The 15,800-nt window shown below is 67.7% G+C and carries 13 protein-coding genes; 10 read left to right on the top strand and 3 right to left on the bottom strand.

What is annotated here, in order from left to right; all coding sequences use genetic code 11:
• Window positions 1-360: 360 nt before the first annotated feature.
• The 4 genes from QUY26_RS40620 to QUY26_RS40635 all read left to right on the top strand — a co-directional run bounded on the left by QUY26_RS40620 (window position 361) and on the right by QUY26_RS40635 (window position 5,111).
• Window positions 361-612, top strand: coding sequence for a hypothetical protein (locus QUY26_RS40620; protein WP_289956858.1), 252 nt, complete (start codon window positions 361-363; stop codon window positions 610-612).
• Window positions 613-810: 198 nt separating this feature from the next.
• Window positions 811-2,043 (top strand): XRE family transcriptional regulator, encoded by a 1,233-nt coding sequence (locus QUY26_RS40625; protein ID WP_289956861.1) that lies wholly within the window; start codon window positions 811-813, stop codon window positions 2,041-2,043.
• A 966-nt stretch (window positions 2,044-3,009) separates the two neighbouring features.
• On the top strand, window positions 3,010-3,531 hold the full coding sequence (locus QUY26_RS40630; protein WP_289956863.1) for a hypothetical protein: 522 nt from the start codon (window positions 3,010-3,012) through the stop codon (window positions 3,529-3,531).
• Between the two features lie 191 nt (window positions 3,532-3,722).
• The gene (locus QUY26_RS40635; RefSeq protein WP_289956864.1) at window positions 3,723-5,111 is read left to right on the top strand and encodes a replicative DNA helicase; all 1,389 of its coding nucleotides are present in this window, start codon (window positions 3,723-3,725) and stop codon (window positions 5,109-5,111) included.
• Between the two features lie 100 nt (window positions 5,112-5,211).
• Here QUY26_RS40635 and QUY26_RS40640 read toward each other — a convergent pair whose 3' ends face one another.
• A complete protein-coding gene (locus QUY26_RS40640; RefSeq protein WP_289956868.1) occupies window positions 5,212-6,399 on the bottom strand; it encodes a helix-turn-helix domain-containing protein in 1,188 nt (395 codons plus the stop codon).
• A gap of 186 nt (window positions 6,400-6,585) precedes the next feature.
• On the opposite strand from QUY26_RS40640, the gene QUY26_RS40645 reads away from it, so the two are divergent.
• The 6 genes from QUY26_RS40645 to QUY26_RS40670 all read left to right on the top strand — a co-directional run bounded on the left by QUY26_RS40645 (window position 6,586) and on the right by QUY26_RS40670 (window position 11,153).
• Complete coding sequence (locus QUY26_RS40645) at window positions 6,586-7,101, top strand: hypothetical protein (RefSeq protein ID WP_289956870.1); 516 nt, start codon at window positions 6,586-6,588, stop codon at window positions 7,099-7,101.
• On the top strand, window positions 7,098-7,289 hold the full coding sequence (locus QUY26_RS40650; RefSeq protein WP_289956872.1) for a hypothetical protein: 192 nt from the start codon (window positions 7,098-7,100) through the stop codon (window positions 7,287-7,289). The genes QUY26_RS40645 and QUY26_RS40650 overlap by 4 nt, the downstream gene beginning before the upstream one ends.
• Window positions 7,290-7,619: 330 nt before the next feature.
• Window positions 7,620-8,414, top strand: coding sequence for a ParA family protein (locus QUY26_RS40655; RefSeq protein WP_289956874.1), 795 nt, complete (start codon window positions 7,620-7,622; stop codon window positions 8,412-8,414).
• The gene (locus QUY26_RS40660; protein WP_289956876.1) at window positions 8,414-8,806 is read left to right on the top strand and encodes a hypothetical protein; all 393 of its coding nucleotides are present in this window, start codon (window positions 8,414-8,416) and stop codon (window positions 8,804-8,806) included. The genes QUY26_RS40655 and QUY26_RS40660 overlap by 1 nt, the downstream gene beginning before the upstream one ends.
• Before the next feature lie 173 nt (window positions 8,807-8,979).
• Complete coding sequence (locus QUY26_RS40665; RefSeq protein ID WP_289956878.1) at window positions 8,980-10,554, top strand: acyltransferase; 1,575 nt, start codon at window positions 8,980-8,982, stop codon at window positions 10,552-10,554.
• Complete coding sequence (locus QUY26_RS40670; RefSeq protein WP_289956880.1) at window positions 10,554-11,153, top strand: hypothetical protein; 600 nt, start codon at window positions 10,554-10,556, stop codon at window positions 11,151-11,153. Before QUY26_RS40665 ends, QUY26_RS40670 begins: the two co-directional genes overlap by 1 nt.
• 2,398 nt (window positions 11,154-13,551) lie before the next feature.
• Here the strand turns inward: QUY26_RS40670 and QUY26_RS40675 are convergent.
• Window positions 13,552-14,151: a hypothetical protein gene (locus QUY26_RS40675; protein WP_289956880.1), complete on the bottom strand. Its 600-nt coding sequence runs from the start codon at window positions 14,149-14,151 to the stop codon at window positions 13,552-13,554.
• Window positions 14,151-15,725, bottom strand: a complete 1,575-nt coding sequence (locus QUY26_RS40680; protein ID WP_289956878.1) for an acyltransferase — start codon at window positions 15,723-15,725, stop codon at window positions 14,151-14,153. The genes QUY26_RS40675 and QUY26_RS40680 overlap by 1 nt, the downstream gene beginning before the upstream one ends.
• Window positions 15,726-15,800 lie beyond the last annotated feature (75 nt).

The following is a 15,800-nucleotide window of genomic DNA, read 5'->3' on the forward strand; positions in this document are numbered from 1 at the left end:
CCCTGTCCACCCGAAAGGGGGCATGGGAGAAGGTGCGTGCTGCCACGCACAGGCAGGGCCTACGGCTTGTCGCTGTTGCCTGATCCCGGGTGGCCAGAGGACTCGCCGTGGTGGCACCTCTCCGCAGATCTCTTGCTCGGAGGTGCCGACGAGTCGTGGCTCCGGGTGTCCATGTGGAGTTGAGAAGGAACGAACACTCCGTCCGGGCCGCCATGACGCGCTGCCATCAGGGCGCTTTGACCTGCGGGTTAGCTGGCTTGCTGGCTAGTCAGCCAACCGACCATCTGTTTCCATGGTGCCAGATTTATTTCCTGGAAACAACCAGAGGACCCAGGGTCTGCCTCCTGGTATCGTCTCCGTATGGTTGAGCTTCCGGAGGAGCAGCGCGCCGCTGCGCTGAGACAGGTAGCCGAGATCGGCACACGCCGCACAGGGCTGCTCGCCGAGGCCGAGCAACTGAACGGCCCGCTGCGGGCGGCGGCTGTCGAGGCGGCACGCGTCGGCGCGCAGCGGAGTCGTATCCGGGAACTCGCCGGGGTCAGCTCCAAGACCTTGTACGGCTGGCTCGAAGAGGCTGGCCTTGAAGTACGCACCACGCGAAAGAGCCGCTGACCCCCACGCTCCGACCTGCCCGTGACAGCCACGCAAGCCACCCCGTTCCGTCTGCCGGTTGGGCAACCAACCTGACAACCGGAGGGGTGATCTTGACAGTGACTCTTCAAGGGGACCTTTGAAGGTCACCCATGGGTGTCACCTGCCGCGGAGCGCTCTCGCTGTCACACTCGGCCCCAGTTTCCGGAGGTGATCACCATGGACGACCGGCCCACCTGGGCACGTCGGATGCGCGAGGAACGGCTTGCCCGCCAGTGGTCTCAGATCACGGCGGTCCGCTCCCTGATGGCCCGGCTCCCGTACGACCCTGGAGGGCCGGACGAGCAGAGCATGCTGCGGCAGTGGAAGCGCTGGGAGGCCGGAGAGAAGTTCCCGGAGAAGTACAAGATCGAGATCGCGGCCACCTTCGGGACGACCACGAACGCCTTTTTCCCGCCGACCGGCCGCGAGCCCCGCTCTCAACTTCAGGTCGTGGGCGGCGTGGACACAGTGGAGATCGTGGCCCGCATGAGGGCCTCAGACGTCGACCAGGCCACCCTGGACGCGCTGCGGATCACCGTGGACCGGCTCTGCTCCGAGTACGCCTACCTGCCCACGGCGCAGCTCCTCACGGAGGGGCGGGCGTGGATGAGCCGGGTTGTGGCGATGCTCGACCGGCGGGTGAGCCTGTCCCAGATGCGCGACCTGTACGCGCTCGCCGGGAAGTTGGCGCTCCTGGTCGGCTGTGTCGAGTACGACTCGGGCGATCCCCGCCAGGCCGAAGCGACCCGTCGCGCCGCGCTCTCCCTCGGGGACGAGGCCGGCCACCTCGGCGTGATCGGGTGGGGCCATGAGATGCGGTGCTGGTTCTCGCTGACGCGCGGCGACTACCGCGGCGTCATCCAGGCCGCCCGCGAAGGAGTCGCGCTCGCCCCGAACGAGTCGGTGGCAGCCCAGCTCTTCGCCCAAGAGGCCAAGGCATGGGCGCGGCTGGGCGATCGGCAGCAGACGGAAATCGCGCTCGACAAGGGCCGCCAGGTCCTCGAAGCCCTGCCCTACCCGGACAACATCGAGGACCACTTCGTCGTCGACCCCGCGAAGTACGACTTCTACCGCATGGACTGCTACCGCAAGGTCGGTGAAGACCAACTCGCCGAGCAGCTTGCGGGTGAGGTCATCCGGGCGAGCACCGACTTCGACGGCACGGAGCGCGCGCCCATGCGGATCGCAGAGGCCCGCATCACGCTCGCCGTCGCAGCAGCCCGCAGCGGAGACCTCGACTCCGCCCTGTCCTACGGCGAACGCGCCCTCGGCGGCGAACGCCAGTCCCTCCCCAGCCTGACCATGGTCGCCAGCGACCTCGGCCAGATCCTCAAGACCAACTACGCCAAGGTCCCCGACGCAGTGGACTTTCGCGCCCACCTGCGGAACCTCAACACTCCTGACCACTGACGAGGTGAAGAGCGCATGCCCCCTATGCATGGAGAGAACCCGCAGGTCACTGCGGGAACGCACGGAGAGTCACAAGGGGAGTACGCTGACTCCCAGTAATACGTGATCTAGAAAAACCGAACCCCCCGGTTCCGGCTGGAGCAGGTGCGTCAACACCTACTTGAACCCAGCCCCGGGGGGCCCACACGCTGCCGAGTGTAGAGCAGGCGAGGACGGATTTCGATCCGAGTCTCGGCCTTTCACACCCGGTCAGCGGCTACGAGAGGCCGCAACAGGTGCTACAGAATGCCCCCGCACCCACATTCAGTCGGGCCATCGAGGGGCCCGAGACAGCCGTGCCGCACTCATCGGACGCCGTCCGTTCCGCTCCCGAGGTGGACCGATGACGAGACCGCAGCAGATGAGCGAGACGTGGGTTCGGGCGATCGAGCCCGAGCCGAGTGTGACGATCACCGAGGAAACGTTCTTCGGGCACGGCTGGCAGCCGCTGACGATCGCCGTGGTACAGGCCCTGTGGTTCATGCCGCCCGGCGAGGACTTCGACGTCGCCGAACTGGTGGGCTGGTTCCGCGCGATGGGCTGGAAGTCCGCGAACGGCAAGCCGCTCGGCGAGGACGCCGTACGGCGTGAGCTCGCTCTGATCCGCAAGGCCGGATACATCCGCGCGTACCGGATCAAGGGCGAGGGCGGCCGGATGGTCGGGATGCGTTACGAGATCTCGAAGCGTCCGAAGCCTCCCCAGGAGCGGATCGAGGTCGTCTCTGCCGAGCAGGTAAACACGCAGGTCGCGCCATGTGCCTCCAATGAAGGCACATGGAATGGGGGTAAAAGGGAAACCCGCAGGTCGCACCATGTGCCTCCAATCACCACACATGGTGAACCGCCACACATGGTGGATGCGGCAAACCCGCAGGTCGCACCATGTGCCTCCAATGGCGGTTCCCCCCCACACCCCCCCCGGAGGTGGTGGATACCACCTCCCCCAACCCCCTCACCGGCACCGAGGGTCACAGCGACCCCGCTTCGCGGGGGGAGGCGGCGGAAGCCGAGTTCGACGCAGGGGCTATCGCGGACGCGGAGGAGTTCCTTCAGGAGCTGCCCGCGCCGTTCGCGGTCGGCCGTCCGACGGCGAAGCGATACGCCCCACTGCTCGTGGACAGCACCACGGCCCAGGGGTGGAAGCTCGATGACGCCCTGGTCGCTGAACTGACCAAGGGCCAGCGGCCGAACAACCCGCAGGGCGCGCTCAAGACGCGGATTGAGAACCTGGTCCGCCGCCATCGCGCGGCCGCCACCGCCACCGTGCCCGGCCAGGTCCGGCAACTCCGGCAGTCCGGCGCCGAGTTGCCGCCGCACTGTGGTGATCTGGACTGTGACGAGCTCACCCGGATGAAGACCACGGAGAACGAGGAGGGGTGGCGCACCACTGCGCCATGCGCCGATTGCCACCCCGGCAAGGTCCGGAAGTCCGCAGCCGCCGGAACCTGATCCGGAGATCGCAGACGGCCCTGTGGCGGCCCAAGCGATCACCGGATGTCCGGAAGGCCCGAGGGCCCCTCGTCGGCGCGCTCGGGGGCGCTCAGGCCCCTCTGTGGGCCCTCTGAACATGACGGCGGCGGCCGGGAATCCTCGCCAGGGTCCGGCCGCCGCTCGAAACTCCCCGAACAGGAGCTCTACGCGTGAGCATCGCAGAACTTCCCGACACCGCAGAGACCGACGACGCCGGGTTCAACCGGGTCCCGCCGAACGACACCGGAGCCGAACAAGCCGTCCTCGGCGCAATGCTGGTGCCCTCCCCCGCCACGGCTACGCAGGTCGTCGACGAGGTCTCCTCGATCCTGCGCGGCCCGGAGGACTTCTACCGCCCCGCGCACGAAACGATCTACCGGGCCATCCTCGACATGTACGCCACCAGCATCGGCAAGCCGCGAATCGACCCGATCACGGTTGCCGCCGAGCTCACCAAACGCGGTGAGCTCACCAAGGTCGGGGGCGCCTCGTATCTGCACACTCTGGTGCAGACGGTGCCTACGGCGGCGAACGGCGCATACTATGCCGAAATTGTCCGCGGGCGCGCCGCGCTGCGGCAGGTCATCGAGGCCGGTACCCGCATGGTGGCGCAGGCGTACGCGCAGACCGAGGACGCCGACCAGATCGTTCAGGACGCCATGGCCCAGGTGCAAGCGGCCGCGACCGGCACCGTCGAGGCCGCGCCGCCGCTGTCGGTCGCCGACCGCTGGCAGGGCTTCGTCGACGAGCTCCAGGACGGCGCCGACCCCAACGCGCTCGACACCCCGTGGCCCGACCTGAACGACGTGATCCAACTCAAGCCCGGCCAGTTGGTCACCGTGGGCGCCGCGACGGCAGGCGGCAAGTCGCTGTTCGGCATGAACCTCGTCGCTCACGCCGCGCTCAAGCACGGCAAGCCTGCGATGGTCGCCAGCATGGAAATGAGCGGCAGTGAGCTGATGGCCCGGCTCACCGCTGCCGAAGCCGGGGTCAACCTCGACAGCCTCGTCCGACGCAAGGTCACCGACCGGGACTGGGAGCGCATCCGCAAAATCAGCGAACGCCTCGCCACCGCCCACCACTTCGTCCTGGACGACAGCGCGAACCTCTCGCTGTCGAAGATCCGCGCACGGATGCGCTGGATGACCGCACGCGGCCACGCCCCCGCGATCGTCGTCGCCGACTACCTGCAACTCATGACTCCCGAGGGCACCAACAAGAACTCCAACCGTGCGCAGGAAGTCGCCGACATCAGCCGCGGCCTCAAGCTCCTCGCTGTGGAGTTCCAGGTGCCCGTCGTCGCCCTCGCCCAGTTCAACCGCGGCGCCGTCGGCCGCCGCCCGCTCGTCTCGGACTTCAAGGAGTCCAGCGCCATCGAGCAGGACTCCAACATCATCGTGCTGCTCCACCGGGAACTCGCCGAGGACGGCACCGACACCGGCCCCACGTCGGGCACGGTCGAGGCCATCGTGGCGAAGAACAGGAACGGAGCCAGCGGCCGGATCGTAGAACTGGCCTTCCAAGGTCACCTGGCGCGGCTGTCCTCCATGGGCTGTTGACCTGACCCGGTGAAATAGCAGGTCAAGTGATCGATGCCGTCACAACGGCATGACGGTATGACGTCGTGCCGTTGTGACGGTGGCTCGGTACTGAGGGCTGTCAGGGGCTGACGCCGGAGAGCCGAGCGAGCCGCAGCAACTGAGGGTTTGAGCGTCGGTGCAGCGACACGAGGACACGCAGGACTTCGCGCCCCATGGGGTGGATGCGGGCCATCTGCGGCGCCGCGTCGAACGCTGCGCCCAGGCTTTCCAGTGCGCCGTCGCGGTCGCCGACGGCGAGTTGAGCGCGCGCATAGTTGATCTTGGTGGGTGCGACCCGGGTCGGTGGAAGCCCTGCGACGGCCGCGTCCAGGTCGTCGGTGAGCGCGAGTGCGTCCCGCGTCCGGCCGAGGTCCACGCGGGTCGCCAGGACGTGCGTGAAACAGTTCTGCGGTCCGAAGGTGAGCCCGTGTGCATCGACGTCGTGGCTGAAGGCGCCGGCCGCGTTCCACGCGGAGCGGATGTGTCGTTCAGCCTCCCGCAGACCCTGCCGCTTGTCGGTGAGTCGGCCCGCGAGGGTCATGCCGCGAAGGTTCAGGATGCCCACGGCCAGGTCGCGGTCGGTGGTCGAGAGCGGGGTGGACTGCACGGTCACGATCGCGCGGTCGACGACGTCCAGGCCGCGCTCGACGTCGCCGAAGTTCAGGTAAGTGCCTGCCCGGTCGCGATCGGCGAAGGCCTCGCCGATCGGGTTGGGCTGCTGCTCGATGGCCCACCGCTGGCGCGTCACGGCGAGTTCGGCCAAGTCCATCCAGCGGTGCCGGGCGGCGAGCCAGTACACCGTGCTGTAGGTGTCGGCGAGCGCCGACCACGACTCGGCCGTGTTCTGCGTGTGCGCGTACGTGGTGGCGTCCCGCAGCAGTGCGGGCAGCATCCGGAGCAGGGCGGCGACGTCGACCGCATCGCGACGCCGGTCGGCCGTCTCCAGGTCGGCCCTGATGCGGCCCTCGGGCACGGCCTGGCCCTGGGGTAGGTCGTAGTCCCGCATCGCCGACCGCAGTTCGGACAGCAGGGGTTCGTCGTCAGCGGCGACGGACGCCTGTCCCTGTACCTCCGCCATGCTCAGGCCCAGCGCCCGGCCCAGCGCGGCCGCCACGGCCGGGGTGAGCGGACGGTCCCCCACCTCGACCTTGCTCAGCAGGGAGTGGGAGACGTGCGCTTCGCGGGCGAGCCGGGCCTGAGACCAGCCGCGCGTCGTGCGGAGCAGGGCGACGTTCGCGCCCGGTGCCGGATCCGTCGTAGTGCCCATGGCAATCAAGTCTTTCTGGGAGCCACATAGCCGTTCCGTCCATGCTCACAGGCCGGACGGGTGCCCGCAGCGGCTCTGTGCAAAACCTGTGCAAGTCGACGGGTGCTCGGAGGAGTTGACTCAGATGTACGGACCCCCGCGACCGCCGTTACGGCCCGGGGGCATGGCCGACCACAAGGAGTCGACATGGCCGAGAGTAAGGTCCCCCTGCCGGGCCCGGAAAGCAGCGCACGGGAGCAGAGCCCCGACCACGGCGCTATCGCCGACTGGTTCGCACACGCCCACCCCGTAGCGCGTCAGGCTGTATCGGAGTGGGCTGACCATGGAGTCGCGCTCCTGCCGCTCGGCGAGCGCTTCGACGCCATCCGCGTCCCCGGCCGGCTCGTCCACGCCGCGCTGGGCAGCGACCAGGCGGACGTGGTGGATCAGGCCCTGGCCGACTGGCTGTACGGCCCCGTCATCTGCGACACCCGCACGGGCAGCGGCTGCTACTACGTGCTCGTGGCCCCCGACGCCGCATGGCGGGGGCCCGCAGACCGGCTCCGGAGCGGCACGTACCTCGCCGTGCCGCGGATCGGGAAGAGGGTCTCGCCTGTCACGTACTGGGCGGTGCCACCGTCGCGCCGCGGGCACCTGTGCGACCCCGCCCACCTCACCGCACTACTGTCCACCGTCGAGGCGCTGAAGGCGGTTGAGTCGTGAACGCCACCGACCAGGCCGCATCGCGTGCGGACGAGCTGTACGCGCGCTACATGGGGCACCTCTACGGCTGTGCTCCCTGCCAGCGAGAGAACTACTGCCCGGTGGGGAACCGGATGCGCGCCGCGTGGAAGTGCGCCCAGTCCGCAGCCATGCAGACCTACCGGGCACGCACGGAAAGGCGGCAGTGACGCCCCATCGAGCAGGGCGAACCCGTAGGCGGGGCCCCCACCGGACGACGCGGTGAGGGCCCCGTTCGCAGCGGTTGCGGCTCGTCGGCCGCAACGCGCGGCCCCGGACGCGCGACGCGAACCGGGGCGCTCACCGAAGTCTGTGGAAGCCTGTTTCCAGGCTTTCTGCGGATGCTCTCGCCGTTCCCGAGAGCCCGCAAGCCACTGTGCTGTCACCCACATGAGGGGTTCTCTCACTAGATCATGGCAGGTCAGTTGCTTTGTGACGGCACACCGTTATGCCGTTGCACCGTCGTAACGGTGTGCCGTCACGCGGTAGAGTCCCGGGCCATGACAACCACCAGGACCGCGATGCTGAACCAGAAGGGCGGCGTCGCGAAGACCACCACGACCATGCACTTGGGGGGCACGCTCGCAGCCGCGGGGAAGCGCGTCCTCCTGGTCGACCTCGACCCGCAGGGCAACCTGACGACCGGACTCGGCATGAGCCGGCTGAACCCCACCGACGAGTTGACGCTCACTCAGGCCATGCTCAAGGACACCGGCCTTGAGGAAGCGCGGAACCTGATCCGGCAGCACAGCGAGAACCTGTGGGTGATCCCGAGCGCGCTCGACATGTTCACCCTCGCCCGGCACCTGTACGGCACCCGCTCCAAGGAGCACCGACTGGAGTGGGTCCTGGAACACTTCGACGAAGACTTCGACCACATCATCGTGGACTGCCGCCCGGCGCTGGAGATCGACACTGACAACGTCATCGTCTGGGCCAAAGACGCGCTCGTGCCGATGGACGTCGACACCTTCGCGATCGAGGCACTGAAGCTGTTCCTCGGGCAGACGGCGACCCTGACCAAGGAGACCCGCACCACTCCGCCGCTCTACCGGGGCATCGTCCTCAACCGCGTCGCGCGCCCCTTCTCGACCTTCACTCAGGGTGTGTACGAGGCGATCCACGCGCTGTCGCTGCCCGTGGTCGGGGAGATCCCGATGCGTACCGCTGTGACCGAGTCCAAGCACAAGGGGCAGACCATCGCCCAGTACGCGCCCAAGAGCGACGTCGCCGAGATGTTCCGCGACCTTGCGGTGAAGTCCGGTCTCCTGACCGATGTGGAGGTCTCCGCCTGATGGCAAAGAACTTCGACCCCGTCGACACCTCGGGCGTTGACGATCTCCTCGCTGGCCTGAGCAGCCGATTCGACGACAACGCCGCAGATCAAGGGAAGCCTGACGGCACAACGGCACGACGGCGCAACGGCATGACGGCATCGGATGCGAAGGGTGGGCCGAAGGAGGAACAGCCGCCGGCCGCCGCCTCCCGCAGCAAGTACACGCTGCTCCTCGACTCCGCCGATGCTGTCGCTTTCGATGAGATCGCCCTCGGGCTGCGCCGGTACCTGGGCCGTCCCGTCGACAAGTCCGCCATCGTCCGAGCCTTGATTCAGCTTGCCCACAGCCGCGAGGACCTGGCCCACGCTCTCGCCGAACAGATCCGTCCCCGTCCCACTCCCGCCGCCTGACGCGGTCTGGGCAACAGCCCCCGGCCGCCCCGACGTCGCCGTGCCCGGCGGCGGGTCGGGGCGGTTCTTCGTGTCGCGGCTGTGGTGTGGCGCGGGCATACCGTCAGGGTGGAGTAGCGCCAGTTACGCATCATGTATGCGGAAATCGCATTGCGGATGCTAGATTAGGGTCCATGATGAGTACCGAGGAACTACTCAGACTCACTGTGACGGCGCTCATGACCCGGGCGGGAGAGCGCCAGGCGACGCTCGCCGAAGGGATCGGCCTGGCACAGGCGCAGGTCTCGCGGAAGCAGACCGGCAAGGCGCACTGGACCCTGGATGACTGCGACCAACTCGCCGCGCACTACGGCATGTCGGTGCTCGACCTACTCGCCGGCCCCACCCACGCCGTGACGGCACTGCCCGCCGACCGCGGCCCTGCGCAGGCCTCGCTCCCGCTCGCCGCACCGCCCACCGCTCCCGCCCCCAAGCCGGTGTCGGTGCCGCGCAGCGAGGCCCTGAGCGGGCCGTGCGTACTGTGCGGGCAGACGGCCACGGACGCGGTGGAAGGCATCTGGCAGCACCTGACGAGCCAGGAGTGCGCCGAAGCCCTCGACGAGGCCGCCCCGCTCGACGACCACCCGGAAGACGAGGACCAGGAGGAGTACGCGCCCACGGGCCCGGGGGAGCCCGCGACGCCGTACCGCGGCGACCCGCAGCCCGGTCCGGCGGTCGCCGAGGGCTCCTCCCCTGTGCCCGCTCCTGCTGTGGAGGACCCGCGGCCTACAGCGGTCCGGGCGCCTGGGTACGCGTCAGGCACGCTCGTCGACCAGATCCACGCTCGGGTGCGCGATGTCCTGAACGGGGCGCAGGGCGACATCGAGGCGGCACAGGCCGCGCTCATCAAGACCGCGATCCCCGACGTGATGGCGCTTTTCGACCGGTCCCGGGTCGGCGGACGCTACGCGCACTCGAAGTTCCCGCCCACCGATAGCATTCTGCGGAAGAAGTCGCAGAAGGGTGCTGACGAGATCTGGGAGGGCCGCCCGAAGTGGCGGAACAAGACGGTTCTCGACGCGGTGAAAAAGGGTGAACGTATTGGGGTGACCGCCCTCGATATGAACGCGGCCTATCTCGCCGCGTTCAAATGCTGGCTCCCCGTCGGGAAACTCGTGGAAGACACCACGGGTGTCCATGACCCGAAGCGGTCCGGCGTCTACCAGATCACCCCGCCCGCATGGGATCACAAGGACCTGCCCAACCCCCTCGGGGCCCGCAAGGAACCTGGTCCGGTCTGGGTCCCCGACTCCCTGGTCCGGCTGCTGCTCGACTGTGCGGGCCCGAAGTGGAATCTGTGCGACCCGCCCCAGATTCACCGCGCGATGCTCTCCGGCGCCACCGAAAATCTCCTCGAAAAGCTGCGCCGTGCTCTCGCGGAATCCCGCGATACTGCGATCACTGAGAATGATGAAGTCGCCGTGGAGTACGTGAAATCCATGTACTCTAAGTTCGTGTCCACGATCGGCGAGTCCAGCGCGAACACAGATATCCGCCGCCCAGACTGGATGCACATTATTCGGTCAAAGGCGTTCACGAACCTGTGGCGCAAGGCCTACAAAGCCAAGAATGCGGGTCTGACTGTGGTGGAGATTTCCGGTACCGATGAACTGCATGTGGCCGGGGACTGGCGACCGGTTTTCCCTGAGGGCCGTGCGCTGAGCCAGGTGAAGGTCAAGAACCTGTACACGCTCGGGGGTGAACGGTAATGGCGGGATCGCCGGGACTGTGGGCTGAATGGGGCGAATGGCGGAAGTACAACGCCCGCGGACTGAAGGGCGGCCAGGCCCTGATTCTGGAACTGAACCGCATCGTCTACCAGTCCGGCATCGCCTCGCCGATCGGCTCCACGCGCGGGCAGAACGCCCGCCTGCGCTACCTCGACAGCAAGGCCGGCCGCGAGGAGCTGCGCGCGCAGGGCGTCAGCGACCGCGCCATGAAGTCCTGGTTCAAGGGCAAGGCCCGCCCCTCCACAGCAAACCTGGAACGCCTCGACGCCGCGTACTGGGTGCGCCGCCGCGAGAACCTGATCCGCTCCGGCTGGCTCAAGCGCCACCTCGACAACGACGGCCGCGGCCGGAACGTCGAGATCTACCCCGTAGACCAGAGCGCCGTCGTCCGGGGCCGAGAGCGCCCGAACCTCACCGACCGCTCGATCACCGTCCGGTCCGTGTGGGGCGACCTCGTCGACGCCTGGGCCGCCCAGGACGCCGACGCGCTCGACGAGATCTGGGACGACATCATCACCGACCTCGACAGCGACTATGCGGCTTACGCCTACGTGTCTGCTGTCGGCATCAGTGCCTGACCATGCTGTTTGTACTGCTCAAGTGCTTGTTGCCGTCATACCGTCATGCCGTTGCAACGGCATGACGGTATGACGGTATGACGGCAACTGTCCGCCGTCCCGTCCAGGTGAGGAGCGAGGGCGCGCTGGGCTCCGGTGACAGTTTGTATTACCCATTGTTGCATCTCGGATCTTGAACAGTTCCAGGCGTTCAGATGTCTCAAAATATGGGACGGTGCGATGGTGGCCCATCCGGGCGACGCCGTCGTGCCGTCATGCCGTCATGACGGCACGAGGTGGCCGCGGCCGCCTCGTGCTCTGCTGCGCCTTCTTCGTCGGCGGCCGTCGCCGGTGTCGGCTGTGGGTGTGGTCCTGGTGGTGCTTGGCGGCGGCCGCCTGTGCTCCGCAGAGGCCCGAGCGCGGGTGCCGTGCCCCACGGCCGGCCGCGGTGGTCCTCGTGGTGCGCCGTCCTCGTCGAGCCGTCGGCCCCGTGCTGCTTGTCCTCGTCGGGCCGCCGGCGGTCGTCCGGCGGCGGCGGGGCGGCCGCGGGCGGCGGCGTGGTGCTCGTCGAGCGGCGGGTGCGGGTGGTGGGGTGTGGGTCCAGATGGGTCTGCTTGTCGGGGAGTTGGGTCAGGGTGGGTTTGGTGGTGTGGTTTCTGTATGTGGTGTGCGGGGGATTCTGGGTTCCGTAGATCGGTCTGTCGCGCGCTTCTCTATGCGGGTTTCGCATGGAATCGCTGCCCTTTCTGGATTCGGTTTTGCATTTCCGTCGATTCGCCTCATGCTGTGATCCGATCCGGATTTCCATTCCTTGCCTTTCTGTAGTGGTGTAGACCAGTGTTCTGGTCGTGTTCGCGTCGGTTGTGACGGTGTGTGGTTATCATCGGATTCGGGCGAGGTGCTTGACACGGCCCCCCTCGTGGCTGCATTCTGTAGTTGCAAGGGAGCGCGGGAGCGCGACCCGGTGACCGGAGGCCCGCAGGGCCGGAGGGATCAGACACCGGGATTCAGCGGCCGATTAGCCCCTTGAGCAGGGAAAATGCTCCCCGTCAGGGGAGCAGGCGGAAAGGCCGGCCCCACGAGACGGCCGGTAGACCCGGACAGGCCGGGACCGCCCCGCAGTCACCGCAGGTGACTGCCAGCCGGGTTCACTCCCCCCGGCGCCGCGCAGCGGCGCAGTCCCCTTGGGAGTGACGCAGTCACTCCGCGTCATGTCTCCGCAGGAGACATGACGCGGAGTGACTGCGTCACTCCCAAGGGGACTGCGCCGCTGCGCGGCGCCGGGGGAGTGAACCCGGCTGGCAGTCACCTGCGGTGACTGCGGGGCGGTCCCGGCCTGTCCGGGTCTACCGGCCGTCTCGTGGGGCCGGCCTTTCCGCCTGCTCCCCTGACGGGGAGCATTTTCCCTGCTCAAGGGGCTAATCGGCCGCTGAATCCCGGTGTCTGATCCCTCCGGCCCTGCGGGCCTCCGGTCACCGGGTCGCGCTCCCGCGCTCCCTTGCAACTACAGAATGCAGCCACGAGGGGGGCCGTGTCAAGCACCTCGCCCGAATCCGATGATAACCACACACCGTCACAACCGACGCGAACACGACCAGAACACTGGTCTACACCACTACAGAAAGGCAAGGAATGGAAATCCGGATCGGATCACAGCATGAGGCGAATCGACGGAAATGCAAAACCGAATCCAGAAAGGGCAGCGATTCCATGCGAAACCCGCATAGAGAAGCGCGCGACAGACCGATCTACGGAACCCAGAATCCCCCGCACACCACATACAGAAACCACACCACCAAACCCACCCTGACCCAACTCCCCGACAAGCAGACCCATCTGGACCCACACCCCACCACCCGCACCCGCCGCTCGACGAGCACCACGCCGCCGCCCGCGGCCGCCCCGCCGCCGCCGGACGACCGCCGGCGGCCCGACGAGGACAAGCAGCACGGGGCCGACGGCTCGACGAGGACGGCGCACCACGAGGACCACCGCGGCCGGCCGTGGGGCACGGCACCCGCGCTCGGGCCTCTGCGGAGCACAGGCGGCCGCCGCCAAGCACCACCAGGACCACACCCACAGCCGACACCGGCGACGGCCGCCGACGAAGAAGGCGCAGCAGAGCACGAGGCGGCCGCGGCCACCTCGTGCCGTCATGACGGCATGACGGCACGACGGCGTCGCCCGGATGGGCCACCATCGCACCGTCCCATATTTTGAGACATCTGAACGCCTGGAACTGTTCAAGATCCGAGATGCAACAATGGGTAATACAAACTGTCACCGGAGCCCAGCGCGCCCTCGCTCCTCACCTGGACGGGACGGCGGACAGTTGCCGTCATACCGTCATACCGTCATGCCGTTGCAACGGCATGACGGTATGACGGCAACAAGCACTTGAGCAGTACAAACAGCATGGTCAGGCACTGATGCCGACAGCAGACACGTAGGCGTAAGCCGCATAGTCGCTGTCGAGGTCGGTGATGATGTCGTCCCAGATCTCGTCGAGCGCGTCGGCGTCCTGGGCGGCCCAGGCGTCGACGAGGTCGCCCCACACGGACCGGACGGTGATCGAGCGGTCGGTGAGGTTCGGGCGCTCTCGGCCCCGGACGACGGCGCTCTGGTCTACGGGGTAGATCTCGACGTTCCGGCCGCGGCCGTCGTTGTCGAGGTGGCGCTTGAGCCAGCCGGAGCGGATCAGGTTCTCGCGGCGGCGCACCCAGTACGCGGCGTCGAGGCGTTCCAGGTTTGCTGTGGAGGGGCGGGCCTTGCCCTTGAACCAGGACTTCATGGCGCGGTCGCTGACGCCCTGCGCGCGCAGCTCCTCGCGGCCGGCCTTGCTGTCGAGGTAGCGCAGGCGGGCGTTCTGCCCGCGCGTGGAGCCGATCGGCGAGGCGATGCCGGACTGGTAGACGATGCGGTTCAGTTCCAGAATCAGGGCCTGGCCGCCCTTCAGTCCGCGGGCGTTGTACTTCCGCCATTCGCCCCATTCAGCCCACAGTCCCGGCGATCCCGCCATTACCGTTCACCCCCGAGCGTGTACAGGTTCTTGACCTTCACCTGGCTCAGCGCACGGCCCTCAGGGAAAACCGGTCGCCAGTCCCCGGCCACATGCAGTTCATCGGTACCGGAAATCTCCACCACAGTCAGACCCGCATTCTTGGCTTTGTAGGCCTTGCGCCACAGGTTCGTGAACGCCTTTGACCGAATAATGTGCATCCAGTCTGGGCGGCGGATATCTGTGTTCGCGCTGGACTCGCCGATCGTGGACACGAACTTAGAGTACATGGATTTCACGTACTCCACGGCGACTTCATCATTCTCAGTGATCGCAGTATCGCGGGATTCCGCGAGAGCACGGCGCAGCTTTTCGAGGAGATTTTCGGTGGCGCCGGAGAGCATCGCGCGGTGAATCTGGGGCGGGTCGCACAGATTCCACTTCGGGCCCGCACAGTCGAGCAGCAGCCGGACCAGGGAGTCGGGGACCCAGACCGGACCAGGTTCCTTGCGGGCCCCGAGGGGGTTGGGCAGGTCCTTGTGATCCCATGCGGGCGGGGTGATCTGGTAGACGCCGGACCGCTTCGGGTCATGGACACCCGTGGTGTCTTCCACGAGTTTCCCGACGGGGAGCCAGCATTTGAACGCGGCGAGATAGGCCGCGTTCATATCGAGGGCGGTCACCCCAATACGTTCACCCTTTTTCACCGCGTCGAGAACCGTCTTGTTCCGCCACTTCGGGCGGCCCTCCCAGATCTCGTCAGCACCCTTCTGCGACTTCTTCCGCAGAATGCTATCGGTGGGCGGGAACTTCGAGTGCGCGTAGCGTCCGCCGACCCGGGACCGGTCGAAAAGCGCCATCACGTCGGGGATCGCGGTCTTGATGAGCGCGGCCTGTGCCGCCTCGATGTCGCCCTGCGCCCCGTTCAGGACATCGCGCACCCGAGCGTGGATCTGGTCGACGAGCGTGCCTGACGCGTACCCAGGCGCCCGGACCGCTGTAGGCCGCGGGTCCTCCACAGCAGGAGCGGGCACAGGGGAGGAGCCCTCGGCGACCGCCGGACCGGGCTGCGGGTCGCCGCGGTACGGCGTCGCGGGCTCCCCCGGGCCCGTGGGCGCGTACTCCTCCTGGTCCTCGTCTTCCGGGTGGTCGTCGAGCGGGGCGGCCTCGTCGAGGGCTTCGGCGCACTCCTGGCTCGTCAGGTGCTGCCAGATGCCTTCCACCGCGTCCGTGGCCGTCTGCCCGCACAGTACGCACGGCCCGCTCAGGGCCTCGCTGCGCGGCACCGACACCGGCTTGGGGGCGGGAGCGGTGGGCGGTGCGGCGAGCGGGAGCGAGGCCTGCGCAGGGCCGCGGTCGGCGGGCAGTGCCGTCACGGCGTGGGTGGGGCCGGCGAGTAGGTCGAGCACCGACATGCCGTAGTGCGCGGCGAGTTGGTCGCAGTCATCCAGGGTCCAGTGCGCCTTGCCGGTCTGCTTCCGCGAGACCTGCGCCTGTGCCAGGCCGATCCCTTCGGCGAGCGTCGCCTGGCGCTCTCCCGCCCGGGTCATGAGCGCCGTCACAGTGAGTCTGAGTAGTTCCTCGGTACTCATCATGGACCCTAATCTAGCATCCGCAATGCGATTTCCGCATACATGATGCGTAACTGGCGCTACTCCACCCTGACGGTA

The organism is Streptomyces flavofungini, from assembly GCF_030388665.1.
Lineage (GTDB): Bacteria > Actinomycetota > Actinomycetes > Streptomycetales > Streptomycetaceae > Streptomyces > Streptomyces flavofungini_A.

Bases quoted from the DNA above. Each gene is read 5' to 3' on its own strand.
- QUY26_RS40620 (WP_289956858.1), top strand. From the start codon at position 361: ATGGTTGAGCTTCCGGAGGAGCAGCGCGCCGCTGCGCTGAGACAGGTA.
- QUY26_RS40625 (WP_289956861.1), top strand. From the start codon at position 811: ATGGACGACCGGCCCACCTGGGCACGTCGGATGCGCGAGGAACGGCTT.
- QUY26_RS40640 (WP_289956868.1), bottom strand. From the start codon at position 6,399: ATGGGCACTACGACGGATCCGGCACCGGGCGCGAACGTCGCCCTGCTC.
- QUY26_RS40645 (WP_289956870.1), top strand. From the start codon at position 6,586: ATGGCCGAGAGTAAGGTCCCCCTGCCGGGCCCGGAAAGCAGCGCACGG.
- QUY26_RS40655 (WP_289956874.1), top strand. From the start codon at position 7,620: ATGACAACCACCAGGACCGCGATGCTGAACCAGAAGGGCGGCGTCGCG.
- QUY26_RS40660 (WP_289956876.1), top strand. From the start codon at position 8,414: ATGGCAAAGAACTTCGACCCCGTCGACACCTCGGGCGTTGACGATCTC.
- QUY26_RS40665 (WP_289956878.1), top strand. From the start codon at position 8,980: ATGATGAGTACCGAGGAACTACTCAGACTCACTGTGACGGCGCTCATG.
- QUY26_RS40670 (WP_289956880.1), top strand. From the start codon at position 10,554: ATGGCGGGATCGCCGGGACTGTGGGCTGAATGGGGCGAATGGCGGAAG.
- QUY26_RS40675 (WP_289956880.1), bottom strand. From the start codon at position 14,151: ATGGCGGGATCGCCGGGACTGTGGGCTGAATGGGGCGAATGGCGGAAG.
- QUY26_RS40680 (WP_289956878.1), bottom strand. From the start codon at position 15,725: ATGATGAGTACCGAGGAACTACTCAGACTCACTGTGACGGCGCTCATG.